Raw genomic sequence first — 11,682 nt, 5'->3', positions numbered from 1 at the left:
TGATGATGAATATGCCCGCAATCAAACCCGTCGTCGCCAAGGCGCCGGAACACGCGAAAACCACGATCAGCGCTCTGTGGCGTCCGGCGCTGGTGCAAGCGTTCGTCAAGCTTGACCCTCGTCAGCTGGTGCGCTCACCGGTAATGCTGGTGGTCGAACTGACCGCGATTTTCACCACCGTGCTGTGCTTCATTCCGGACAACATCGTGCCGACCTTCGTCGCGGCGCAAATCGCGCTGTGGCTGTGGTTCACCGTGCTGTTCGCCAACTTCGCCGAGGCGCTGGCCGAAGGTCGCGGCAAGGCCCGCGCCGACAGCCTCAAGGCCGGCAGCGAAGGCCTCAGCGCCCGACGCAAACTGGCCAACGGCAGCTTTCAGGTGGTGCCCGCCGCCAGCCTGCGCAAGGGTGACGTGGTGCGGGTCGAAGCCGGGGAAATGATCCCTGGCGACGGCGAAGTCATCGAAGGCATCGCGGCCGTTAACGAAGCGGCAATTACCGGTGAGTCCGCTCCGGTAATCCGTGAATCCGGCGGCGACCGTTCCGCCGTTACCGGTAATACGCGACTGGTGTCCGACTGGCTGCTGGTGAAAATCACCGCCAACCCCGGTGAATCGACTCTTGACCGCATGATCGCGCTGGTCGAAGGCGCCAAACGCCAGAAGACCCCGAACGAAGTGGCGCTGGATATTCTGCTGATCGGTCTGACCCTGATCTTCCTGCTGGTGGTCGTGACGCTGCAGCCGTTCGCCCACTTCGCTAACGGCAGCCTGCCGCTGGTGTTCCTGGTGGCGTTATTGGTCACGCTGATTCCGACCACCATCGGCGGTCTGCTGTCGGCCATCGGTATCGCCGGGATGGATCGTCTGGTGCGCCTGAACGTGATCGCCAAGTCCGGTCGCGCGGTGGAAGCAGCGGGTGACGTGCATGTGTTGCTGCTGGACAAGACCGGCACCATCACCTTCGGTAACCGTCGTTGCAGCGCCGTGTATGCGGCGCCGGGTGTGAACGCCCGTGAACTGGCCGAAGGTGCGCTGTTCGCTTCGCTGGCCGATGAAACTGCCGAAGGCAAATCCATCGTCGAGTACCTGCGCGGTTCCAATCCGCAGCCGGAACCTTCGCCGGAAACCCTGACCGCCGTGCCGTTCAGCGCCGAAACCCGCTTGTCCGGTGTCGACTATCAGGGCCGTGTGTTCCGCAAGGGCGCGGTGGATTCGTTGCTGGCCTTCCTCGGTCAACAACGCAAGGATCTGGCCCCGGCGCTCTCCCGGGAAATCGACAAGATCGCCCAGAGCGGTGGTACGCCATTGCTGGTCTGCGCCGACGGCAAACTGCTCGGTGTGATCCACCTGAAGGACGTAGTCAAGCCGGGCATCCGCGAGCGTTTCGCCGAGCTGCGCAAACTGGGGATTCGCACCGTGATGGTCACCGGCGACAACCCGCTGACCGCTGCCGCGATTGCCGCTGAAGCAGGCGTCGACGATGTGCTGGCCGAAGCCACACCGGAGAAAAAACTGGCGCGCATCCGTCACGAGCAGAACGACGGTCGCCTGGTCGCCATGTGCGGTGACGGTGCCAACGATGCTCCGGCGCTGGCTCAGGCTGACGTCGGCATGGCAATGAACGACGGCACTCAGGCAGCGCGTGAAGCGGCCAACATGGTCGACCTCGACAGCGACCCGACCAAGCTGCTGGATGTGGTGCAGATCGGCAAGGAATTGCTGGTGACTCGTGGCGCGCTGACGACCTTTTCCATCGCCAACGACGTGGCCAAGTACTTCGCGATCCTGCCGGCACTGTTCGCCGCGATCTACCCGCAGCTGGGCGTGCTGAACATCATGCACTTGAGCAGTCCGCAGAGCGCGATCCTGTCGGCCATCGTCTTCAACGCCTTGATCATCGTCGTGCTGATCCCGCTGGCCCTGCGCGGCGTGCGGGTGCAGGCCGCGAGTGCGGCGGCGTTGCTGCGTCGCAATCTGCTGATCTATGGCCTGGGCGGGATTCTGGTGCCGTTTGTGGGGATCAAGGCAATCGACATGTTGCTGACGGCGTTGCATCTGGTGTGAGGCTGATATCGCAGCCCCTCACCCTAACCCTCCCGAAACGTCGGACCGTCCGGAGGGAGAGGGGACTGACCGAGGTGTTTTCTGGAGATACATCGACCTGAGATATCGAGTCGGACTCCGGTTTTGAAAAGCATAGAGATCGGCTCCCTCTCCCTCCGGGAGAGGGCTGGGGTGAGGGGAAAGATGTCCCTGACACCCCAAGTCTGTAAGCCCAATGAATTCGAGGATTTTGAAATGTCCACAATGTTACGTCCGGCCCTGAGCCTGCTGGTGTTGATGACCCTGGTCACCGGCGTTGCCTATCCACTGGTCGTCACCGGCGTCGCACAGGTCGCCTTCCCCGAGCAGGCCAACGGCAGCCTGGTGCGCGATGCCGAAGGCAAGGTGCGCGGCTCGTCGCTGATCGCGCAGGATTTTGTCGGCGATGCCTGGTTCCATCCACGTCCTTCAGCCGGTGCCTTTGCCACCGTTTCGAGTAGCGCGAGCAACCTGGCGCCGAGCAATCCGGCGCTGGCCACTCGAGTGATCGATGACGCCAACAAGCTGCTGGTGCCCGGGCAGGGGCCCGTGCCGCTGGCGCTGCTGACTACGTCCGGCAGCGGTCTCGATCCGCACTTGCCACCGGCCGCGATTGCCTATCAACTGGCGCGTGTCGCGGCAGCGCGTAATGTGCCGGTGGCGACCTTGCAGCAGTTGCTCGACGCGCATATCGAACAGCCACTGGTGGGCCCGCCGGTGGTAAATGTGCTGGCGTTGAACATGGCGCTGGAAAAGCTGTAAATCGCGATGACATCAGGAAGAGAGAGCTTCAAGCATGAGTGACTCCGGCCGCGCCGACGCGCTGTTAGCAGAACTGCCCCGCGACGGACGCGGCCGGCTCAAGGTTTTTCTTGGCGCGGCGCCGGGCGTGGGCAAGACCTACGCGATGTTGCAGGCAGCTCACAGCCAACTGCGTCAGGGCGTGAAAGTCATTGCAGGCGTGGTCGAAACCCACGGCCGCGCCGAAACCGAAGCGCTGCTCGGCGGCTTGCCGCAACTGCCGCTGGTGCGATCGGAATACCGTGGCGTGACGCTCGAAGAAATGGACCTCGACGGCCTTCTCGCCGCCAAACCGAAGCTTGTGCTGGTCGACGAACTCGCCCACAGCAACGCCCCCGGCAGTCGCCATGCCAAACGCTGGCAGGATATTCAGGAACTGCTCGCCGCCGGCATCGACGTCTACACCACGGTCAACGTCCAGCACCTGGAAAGTCTCAACGATCAGGTGCGCGGCATCACCGGTGTGCAGGTACGCGAAACCCTGCCGGACTGGGTGCTGCAGGAAGCCTACGAACTGCTGCTGATCGACCTGCCGCCCCGGGAATTGCTCGAGCGCTTGCGCGAAGGCAAGGTCTACGTGCCGGAGCAGGCCCGGGCCGCGATCGATGCGTTTTTCACCCAGACCAATCTCACCGCGTTGCGGGAACTGGCGATGCAGACTGCGGCGGCGCAGGTCGACAACGATCTGGCGCAGGGCTACCGCAAGCTCGGTCAAGCTGCGCCGGCAGTACGCGGACGCTTGCTGGTCGGCGTCGATGGCAATGCCGATGCCGAACGTCTGGTGCGTCACGCCAGCCGTGTCGCCCAGCGTCGGCATTTGCCGTGGAGCCTGGTGCACGTCGACAACGGCAGTGTGCGCGATGAGCAATCGCGGCTGCGCCTGCAAAGCGCCCAGCAACTGGCCGAACGGCTTGGCGGGGAAGTGGTGCTGTTGCGGGCCGGCGAAGTGGCCAAGACCCTGATCCAGCACGCCACCGAGCGCCGGGCCAGTCTGGTGCTGGTCGGCCAGTCGCGCCCGAGCCTGCGACGGCGCCTGTTCGGTGGTGGTCTGGCGGCGCGTTTGCTGCGTCAGTCCCACGGACTGGAAATCAACGTGCTGGACAGCGATCACGAACAGCATCCACCGCGCCTGCGGACGGCGCCAACGCTGGTGTGGTTCGACTATGCACTGGCGCTGGTGGCCACGGTGTTGGCCAGTGCGCTGGCGTGGGCGGTGTCCAGCGTATTGCCGCTGCCGAACATTTCGCTGGTGTTCCTCGCGGCGGTGTTGCTGGTGGCGGTGCGCAGCAGCCTGGGACCTGCGCTGGCCTGTGCGGCGCTGTCGTTCCTGACTTACGACTTTCTGTTCATCCCGCCGAATTTTTCCTTCGCCATCCAGCGTGAAGAAGACGTACTGACTTTGCTGTTCTTCCTGTTGATGGCAGCGCTCACCGGCAATCTGGCGGCGCGTCAGCGGCGGCAATTGCAGGCGTTGCGCGATACCCAGGAAGAGACCACCGAGTTGCTCGACCTGTCGCGCAAACTCACTGCAGCCACCGACCGTCAGGCCGTGGTCAGTGCCGCCGCGCAGCACCTCAATGGCTGGAGCGATCTGCAATTGTGCCTGCTCAATCGTGATGGGCAGGGCGGCTGGAAAGTCGAAACCGGCGGGCCGTTGCAGTTCACTGAATCCGAACGCGCCGCTGCCGACTGGGCCTGGCAACACGACCAACCGGCGGGAATGGGGACCGGCACGTTGCCATTCGGGCGCTGGTGGTGGTGGCCGCTGTCGGTGGAAGACGGGCCGCTGGCACTGCTTGGGGTGTGTGCCAAAGAAGGTCAGACATTGAGCGGCCAGCGTCGTCGCTTGCTGACCGCGCTGAGCCAGCCGCTGGCGCAGGCACTGGCCCGTGCGCAACTGGCCGATGACCTGGAGGCCGCGCGTCTGCATGGCGAAACCGAGCAACTGCGCAGCGCCTTGCTGGCCTCGGTGTCTCACGATCTGCGCACGCCGCTGACCTCGATGCGCGGCAGCATCGACAGCCTGCTGGCACTCGGCGAAGCGATCCCGCTGGAGGATCGTCGTGAGTTGCTCGAAGGCACTCGCGATGAGGCCGAGCGTCTGGACCGTTACATCCAGAACCTGCTGGACATGACCCGACTCGGCCACGGCGCCCTGAAACTGGCGCGGGACTGGGTATCGCCGGCGGACATCGTCGGCAGTGCGCTCAATCGTCTGCGCGCCGTGCTGTCGTCGTTGCAAGTCAGCACCGATGTGCCGGCCGAGTTGCCGCTGTTGTACGTGCATGCCGCGTTGATCGAGCAAGCGCTGGTGAACGTGCTGGAAAACGCCGCCCGATTCTCGCCATCCCACGGCCGTCTGCAATTGCGCGCCGGAGCGGATGACAGCGAAGTGTTTTTCTCGGTGAGCGATGAAGGGCCGGGGATTCCGGTCGATGAGCGGGCGAAGATTTTCGACATGTTCTACACCGCTGCCCGGGGTGATCGTGGTGGTCAGGGCACCGGCCTTGGGTTGGCGATCTGTCAGGGCATGGTCGGCGCCCATGGCGGGCGGATCAGTGTCGGTGACGGCATCGACGGACGCGGCACCTGCATCACTCTGCACCTGCCCTTGCAGACGCAACCGGGGATGGACGGTGAAGCCTGAATCCGCCTGCGCTACTCTCTTGCCAATCTTTTGTATTGATGTGAACCCATGAGCCAGACCGCGACCATTTTGGTTATCGACGATGAACCGCAGATCCGCAAATTCCTGCGTATCAGCCTCGCCTCACAAGGCTACAAAGTGCTGGAGGCCGGCACCGGGGCCGAGGGCCTGGCCCAGGCGGCGCTGAACAAACCCGATCTGCTGGTGCTCGACCTCGGCCTGCCGGACATGGATGGCCAGCAAGTGCTGCGCGAGTTTCGCGAGTGGGCCACGGCGCCGGTGCTGGTCCTGTCGGTGCGCGCCAGCGAAGGACAGAAAGTCCAGGCGCTGGATGGCGGCGCCAATGACTACGTGACCAAACCGTTTGGCATTCAGGAGTTTCTCGCTCGGGTCCGTGCATTGTTGCGCCAGGCCCCGGCCGGAGAGGCGCAACAAGCGGCGCTGGCCTTCGGCCCGCTGACGGTGGATCTCGCCTATCGCCGAGTGCTGCTCGACGGCGTTGAAGTGGCCCTGACCCGCAAGGAATACGCCGTGCTGGCGCAACTGGCGCGGCATCCGGGGCGGGTGATCACCCAGCAGCAATTGCTCAAGGACATCTGGGGCCCGACTCACACCGAGGACAGCCATTATTTGCGGATCGTGGTCGGCCATCTGCGACAGAAACTGGCGGACGATCCGACCCGGCCCCGGTTTATCGTGACCGAGGCGGGCGTCGGTTATCGCTTGTTGAGCGAGAGCAGCCTTTAGTTCTGTTCGCTCTCGTAGCGATCCAGCGTATCCCGGGCAATCTCGCGACCCAGCGCGATCAGCTCCGGCGCCTTGTAGAACTCGAAGAACCGGCAGACGCGTTTCGGCACGTTGATCAGGATGTCCGGCGGATACCCGGCGATCTTGTACTGGGCCAGCGAGGTCTGCATCACCTCGAAACTCTGGTTGATCAGGTCGAGCAATGATGCCGGCCCGACATTATCGATGATGAACGAACCGGTGGCGGATTTCGGCGCGCCATCGTGTTCAGGGGCGGCGGCCGGTTGCTGGGCTTGCGGCTCGGCGCCTTCGACCCACGGATTGATGTCTGCGGCTTCGGCGCGCAGCGCTTCCTGTTCCAATAACAGAAGTTGCTCGGCCTGTTTGCGGCGGAACGGCATCTTCGAACCCAGTGAACTGATCAGGCTGTCAAAGCGCGTACGGAACGCGGCGGGGCGCTGGATCACCGGCAATTTGTAATGGCGCTGGTTGGTCGAGTTGAGATTGACCGCGATGATCAGATCGCAGTGGCTCGACACCACCGGCACGATCGGCAACGGATTGAGAATGCCGCCGTCCACCAGCATCCGGTTGCCTTGCATCACTGGCGTGAACAGGCTGGGAATCGCTGCCGAGGCGCGCATCGCCTGGTGCAGGCAGCCTTCCTGAAACCAGATTTCCTGCTGGTTGGTAAGGTCGGCGGCGACCGCCGTATAAGGGATGCGCAGCTCTTCGATATTGATTTCGCCGACGATCTTGCGGATCTGGCCAAAGACCTTTTCGCCACGGATCGCCCCGAGGCGAAAACTCACGTCCACCAGTCGCAACACATCGAGGTAATCCAGGCTTTCGATCCAGCGTCGGTACTCGTCCAGCTTCCCTGCGGCGTAGATCCCGCCGACCACTGCGCCCATCGAACAACCGGCGATGCAGGCAATGTCGTAACCCCGCCGTTCGAGCTCTTCGATGACCCCGATATGGGCATAGCCCCGGGCGCCTCCGGAACCCAGTACCAGTGCGACACGCTTTTTCATCAGACTTCCTCCCCCGACAGGTTTCCACAATGCACCCATCGAGGGCCGGGCTACAATCGCCGGGGTCGTTCGGGGCGGCACTGGCGTCGTTTTTTCGATACTTCTTGACCCGCTGGCGTTATCTTTTGCCGTGCGTTGGATTCATGGGGCACAAGGCACTTTTTCACCGCCCCAACGTCTTAATTGCACGACTGTTGACCTATCTTTGAGGTGTAAGTGATGAAAGCCTGGATCTGTGTGCCCTTGATTGCCCTGGCATTGGCCGGTTGCGCCGGCAAGACCGCCTACCGCGACAGCTGCGGCAGCCAGCTCGATGCGGCGTGGCATGAGCTGGATCTGGCCAAGGCCGAGGGTTTTGCCGGTACGGTGAGCTACTCCAAGGCCCTGTCGTTGCTGACGGCGGCCAAGACCCAGCAGCAATTCGAAGGCTTCGAGGGTTGCAGCAAAAAAGCCGAGAAGGCGCGTTTCTACATTCGCGAATCCCGCGCCGGACGCTAAGCTGCTGACTTAGCGCAACGGCGGATCAGCCACACCGGTGCACACTCATGCAATGGGATTGAAGTCAGGAGCAAGCGATGTCTGCGTTGGTTGACCGGTTGGTGGCTCATGTCCTGAGCCTGGAGGTCAGGCTGCTGGCCTGTCAGGCACGTCTGACCGCACGTACCGACCCGGAGGCGCTGCACGATCTGCGGACCACGGTGCGTCGCTTGCGCAGTCTGCTGAGGCCGCTGCGTGGCTTGCCTGGCGTCGAGCAACTGGAAGACGCGGCGGCGTCGGTGGGGCAACTGACCACGCCGTGGCGTGACCGCGAGGTGCTGGCGGCCTGGCTGACCGAACATGGCCAGCCTGAGGCCGCGCAGCGGCGCATGGCGCAGATGGCCGAGGCCTATCCGGCATTGGCGGCCAGTGCGCAGGTGGCCTCGCTGCTGATGATCCTCGATGCGTTTCCACGTTTCCTGCGAGCGTCCCAGCGTCAGGGCTTGCTCGATGACCTGGACAAGCGCATCGAAAAGCGTCTGGGCAAGCAATGGAAGAACCTCGACGTGGCGCTGCACGATCCGGCACACGATCGTCATCGTCTGCGCCTGTTGATCAAACGGGTGCGCTACGGGATCGAAGCCTACCCCGAGCTCGATCGTCTGCCGAAGGTCGCGTTGCCACGTCTGAAGTCCGCACAAGGCGCACTGGGTGACTGGCACGATTGCTGGCAATGGCTGGCGAAGGCCGAACTGGAAGCGGATCTGCAACCCTGCGTCGCCACCTGGCAGGCGACCATGGTCGAGGCCGAAATCAAGGCTGACCGGGTGCTGGAAAAACTCAGCACGACTTGTTTTAAAAAGTCCTGAAACGCACTTCAAAACCGGTAGAAGCCAGCAGTCTGACTTCCACAGGTTTTTTATTGTGTCTTAAACCGGCGCAAGGCCTATCTGTCAGCCTGTTTGACCGGAATGGACGCTGCGCCGCTCTGCCGCGCTGGTTAAGATCCGGTCATTGTCTTTTTCGTGTCCGAGGTTCCCATGCGCTTTTGCGATCTGATCGATGCAGTCCGTCGTCAACCGGAGGTCGTCATTCCGGCCGAGTGGGGCCAGGGGCGCGCCAGCTTCGGCGGGCTGGTGGCGGCGTTGCAATACGAAGTGATGCGTGCGCGGGTGCCGTCGGAGCGTCCGGTGCGTTCGCTGGCAATCACCTTCGTCGGTCCGGTCGAGCCCGAAGTGCCGGTGAGCTTTGAGGTGCAAATCCTGCGCGAAGGCAAAGCGGTCATTCAGGTGCTGGGGCGCGCCGTACAGAACGGTCAGGTGGTGACGATGGTGCAAGGCAGCTTCGGTGCTTCACGTCCGTCGGAAGTGGCCGTTGAAGCGTACCCGGCACCGGAGATGAAACACTGGGACGACTGCCAGGAGCTGCCGTACATCAAAGGTGTCACCCCGGAGTTCATGCGTCATCTGGCGATGCGCTGGAGTGTCGGCGGCATGCCGTTCACCGGCATTCAATCACGGTTGATGGGCGGCTGGGTGCGCTTGCGTGGGGATGTGAAAGAGGAACCGGTCAACGAAGCGCATCTGCTGGCGCTGGTCGATGCCTGGCCGCCTGCGCTGTTGCCGTATCTGAAGAAGCCGGCGCCGGGCAGCACGCTGACCTGGACCATCGAATTCGTTCAGCCGTTACGGACGCTGAGCACGCTGGATTGGTGCCAATATCTGGCGGACATCGAGTACGCCGCCGACGGTTATGGTCATGTTGCCGCCAAACTGTGGAGCGCCGAGGGCGAACTGATCGCCATGAGCCGGCAGACGGTGACGATCTTCGCCTGACTCAATGACGGCGGTGGCGTTCACGCCAGGCACGGTACCAGCCGCCGCTGAGCAGAAAGCGCGGGAAGGTCAGAAACTGCTCGACCAGCAGACGCGAAACGGCGTCCATGCGATCACTGAACGGCTCGGAGGCTTGCGCCTCCAGACGGTGGCCGTGACGCTGCAGACCCAGCGCTGCGACAATCCCGATCACGCCGATGGCCACGCTCGCCAGGCTCAGGCTGAACACCCCCGAGACGATCAACAGAAACGCAACGATGAACAGCGGTACGGCAATCAGATGCAGCACCAGATTGGTCGGATGCTGGTGATTATTCGGGTAGGCGCGCCATTGCCAGGCGGGAAGGTTGGGGTGACGTTTGCCCATGTTGCTGCTCCTCATTCCATGTTTGGTTCATGGTTGAAGAATAGGCCCGGGCAGGGAGGGCGGCGAATCAAGGTTGGCTATTGCCGCGATAGGCGTCATCGCCGGATTCGATGTTCCCGGCCTGACGCCATCGCCAGCAGTCCCTCAAAGTTTAAGCTGACCAATTGCCTTGTTGAGTTCACCGGCCAGCGTCGCCAGCTCATTGCTGGTGGTCGCTGAGTCCACCGTCTGCTGCACGGTGTTCTCGGTCACGTCGCGAATGCTCACCACCGCGCGGTTCATCTCTTCGGCAACCTGACTCTGCTGTTCTGCCGCCACCGCAATCTGCGTGTTGCTCTCGCGCATCTGCGCCACCGCGCCGGTGATTTCTGCCAGCGCTTCACCGGCCTCCTGGGCCTGCTGCACGCAATCGTCAGCCTTGTACGAACTTTCCTGCATGAAGTCCACCGCATCGCGGGTCCCGGCCTGCAGCGCCGACACCATGGTGGTGATTTCGTCGGTGGACGTCTGCACGCGTTTGGCGAGGTTGCGCACTTCATCGGCGACCACCGCGAACCCGCGGCCCATTTCCCCGGCGCGGGCTGCTTCGATGGCTGCATTGAGGGCCAGCAGATTGGTCTGCTCGGCGATGCTGTGGATCACGCTGACCACGCCGTTGATCTTCTGGCTGTCTTCGGCCAGGCGCTGGATCATCTCGGCAGTCTGCTGTACGCCGCTGGACAGGCCGGCGATCGAATGCTGGACGCGGGTGACCACTTGTTGGCCGCTGCCGGCCAGGCCGTCGGCAGTCTGCGACAGATCGCGAGTGGCACCAGCGTGCTGGGCGATGTGGTAGACGGTGGCGGTCATTTCGTTGATCGCCGTGGCGGCCTGATCGGTTTCACTTTGCTGGCCAAGCATGCCGTGACGCACCTCGTTCATGCTCGACGCCAGCCGTGCCGCGCCGACGTCCAGTTGTCGTGCAGTGTTGGCCACGGTGGTGACCACGCGCTGGTAGCCGGCCTGCATCGCGTTGAAGGCATTGGCCATCTGCCCGACTTCGTCTTTGCAGGCCAGTGGCACCCGGGCGGAAAGATCGCCGGTTTTTTCGACGTGCAGCATTACGTCCTTGAGCGTGTTGAGCTGGCTGAGCAAGAAGCGGATCAGCAACTGCGAGGCACCGAGCATCGCCAGCATCAGGATGAACACCGCTACCGCGTAGTTGGCGAACCGTTCGCTGAACACTTGACTGAGGCTGGGGGCGTAGGCGATCACGGCGACCTGCTGGCCATCGGCACGGCTGAATACCTCGGCGCCGAGCAGCGGGTTTTCGCCGAAAAACGGCAAGTGACTGATGTCGATCCAGCCGTTGCTGTCGGTGATTTCCAGCAGCGGTTGATCGTTGAGGCGAGGCGCTTCACCGCGTTTGAACGTCAGCACCTGATCACTCTTGGGCAGGGCCTGACCTGCGGGCCAGGCTTTGAGCAATTGCGCTTGCGCCTGTGCCGACGCCTGTGCGGCGTGGCTGCGTGCCTGCTGTTCGAGCTGCACCGCGTACAGCACTAACAGCAAGGTGGTGACGAAGGCGACCGCGTTGACCGCCCAGAATTTGTATTTCAGCGAGATATTGCTAAGCCAGGCACCCATGGAGGTCTTCTCTGATAGCGGAAACAGTTTTGGCAAGGTGCCATTATTGTGCCGCTACGCAGGTGCC

At 63.0% G+C, this 11,682-nt stretch carries 10 protein-coding genes; 7 read left to right on the top strand and 3 right to left on the bottom strand.

The features are described 5' to 3' along the window. Positions 1 to 5: 5 nt before the first annotated feature. From kdpB to ACSPX5_RS15155, 4 genes are all read left to right on the top strand, one after another. Entirely contained in the window at positions 6 to 2,063 is a 2,058-nt protein-coding gene (gene kdpB / locus ACSPX5_RS15170) for a potassium-transporting ATPase subunit KdpB (RefSeq protein WP_207865494.1), read from the top strand. A 234-nt stretch (positions 2,064 to 2,297) separates the two neighbouring features. After that, positions 2,298 to 2,843, top strand: coding sequence for a potassium-transporting ATPase subunit KdpC (gene kdpC, locus ACSPX5_RS15165; protein WP_169431346.1), 546 nt, complete (start codon positions 2,298 to 2,300; stop codon positions 2,841 to 2,843). Positions 2,844 to 2,877: 34 nt separating this feature from the next. Further along, positions 2,878 to 5,529: a sensor histidine kinase gene (locus ACSPX5_RS15160; protein WP_169431345.1), complete on the top strand. Its 2,652-nt coding sequence runs from the start codon at positions 2,878 to 2,880 to the stop codon at positions 5,527 to 5,529. A gap of 48 nt (positions 5,530 to 5,577) precedes the next feature. After that, entirely contained in the window at positions 5,578 to 6,276 is a 699-nt protein-coding gene (locus ACSPX5_RS15155) for a response regulator (RefSeq protein WP_439819845.1), read from the top strand. Here the strand turns inward: ACSPX5_RS15155 and ACSPX5_RS15150 are convergent. Further along, positions 6,273 to 7,310 carry a patatin-like phospholipase family protein gene (locus ACSPX5_RS15150; protein ID WP_169431343.1) on the bottom strand — a complete coding sequence of 346 codons (1,038 nt, stop codon included), beginning with the start codon at positions 7,308 to 7,310 and terminating at the stop codon, positions 6,273 to 6,275. The two genes, ACSPX5_RS15155 and ACSPX5_RS15150, sit on opposite strands and share 4 nt — an antisense overlap. Before the next feature lie 219 nt (positions 7,311 to 7,529). Between ACSPX5_RS15150 and ACSPX5_RS15145 the strand changes: the two genes are divergently transcribed. From ACSPX5_RS15145 to ACSPX5_RS15135, 3 genes are all read left to right on the top strand, one after another. Further along, complete coding sequence (locus tag ACSPX5_RS15145; protein WP_041069470.1) at positions 7,530 to 7,808, top strand: hypothetical protein; 279 nt, start codon at positions 7,530 to 7,532, stop codon at positions 7,806 to 7,808. Between the two features lie 77 nt (positions 7,809 to 7,885). Continuing rightward, positions 7,886 to 8,656 (top strand): CHAD domain-containing protein, encoded by a 771-nt coding sequence (locus ACSPX5_RS15140; RefSeq protein WP_439819844.1) that lies wholly within the window; start codon positions 7,886 to 7,888, stop codon positions 8,654 to 8,656. A 171-nt stretch (positions 8,657 to 8,827) separates the two neighbouring features. Then, positions 8,828 to 9,622, top strand: a complete 795-nt coding sequence (locus tag ACSPX5_RS15135; RefSeq protein ID WP_439819843.1) for an acyl-CoA thioesterase — start codon at positions 8,828 to 8,830, stop codon at positions 9,620 to 9,622. A gap of 1 nt (position 9,623) precedes the next feature. Here ACSPX5_RS15135 and ACSPX5_RS15130 read toward each other — a convergent pair whose 3' ends face one another. Continuing rightward, a complete protein-coding gene (locus tag ACSPX5_RS15130; protein ID WP_207865490.1) occupies positions 9,624 to 9,989 on the bottom strand; it encodes an Mpo1-like protein in 366 nt (121 codons plus the stop codon). 144 nt (positions 9,990 to 10,133) lie between these two features. After that, entirely contained in the window at positions 10,134 to 11,615 is a 1,482-nt protein-coding gene (locus tag ACSPX5_RS15125; protein WP_169431339.1) for a methyl-accepting chemotaxis protein, read from the bottom strand. Positions 11,616 to 11,682: the final 67 nt, after the last annotated feature.

It is taken from the genome of Pseudomonas sp. HLG18, assembly GCF_051903985.1.
Taxonomy (GTDB): domain Bacteria; phylum Pseudomonadota; class Gammaproteobacteria; order Pseudomonadales; family Pseudomonadaceae; genus Aquipseudomonas; species Aquipseudomonas fluorescens_BT.
This window is presented reverse-complemented; position numbering and strand designations above follow the sequence as displayed.

What these genes read in the sequence shown, in the direction of transcription:
- kdpB (WP_207865494.1), top strand. Translation starts at nt 6, where the DNA reads ATGAATATGCCCGCAATCAAACCCGTCGTCGCCAAGGCGCCGGAACAC.
- kdpC (WP_169431346.1), top strand. Translation starts at nt 2,298, where the DNA reads ATGTCCACAATGTTACGTCCGGCCCTGAGCCTGCTGGTGTTGATGACC.
- ACSPX5_RS15160 (WP_169431345.1), top strand. Translation starts at nt 2,878, where the DNA reads ATGAGTGACTCCGGCCGCGCCGACGCGCTGTTAGCAGAACTGCCCCGC.
- ACSPX5_RS15155 (WP_439819845.1), top strand. Translation starts at nt 5,578, where the DNA reads ATGAGCCAGACCGCGACCATTTTGGTTATCGACGATGAACCGCAGATC.
- ACSPX5_RS15150 (WP_169431343.1), bottom strand. Translation starts at nt 7,310, where the DNA reads ATGAAAAAGCGTGTCGCACTGGTACTGGGTTCCGGAGGCGCCCGGGGC.
- ACSPX5_RS15145 (WP_041069470.1), top strand. Translation starts at nt 7,530, where the DNA reads ATGAAAGCCTGGATCTGTGTGCCCTTGATTGCCCTGGCATTGGCCGGT.
- ACSPX5_RS15140 (WP_439819844.1), top strand. Translation starts at nt 7,886, where the DNA reads ATGTCTGCGTTGGTTGACCGGTTGGTGGCTCATGTCCTGAGCCTGGAG.
- ACSPX5_RS15135 (WP_439819843.1), top strand. Translation starts at nt 8,828, where the DNA reads ATGCGCTTTTGCGATCTGATCGATGCAGTCCGTCGTCAACCGGAGGTC.
- ACSPX5_RS15130 (WP_207865490.1), bottom strand. Translation starts at nt 9,989, where the DNA reads ATGGGCAAACGTCACCCCAACCTTCCCGCCTGGCAATGGCGCGCCTAC.
- ACSPX5_RS15125 (WP_169431339.1), bottom strand. Translation starts at nt 11,615, where the DNA reads ATGGGTGCCTGGCTTAGCAATATCTCGCTGAAATACAAATTCTGGGCG.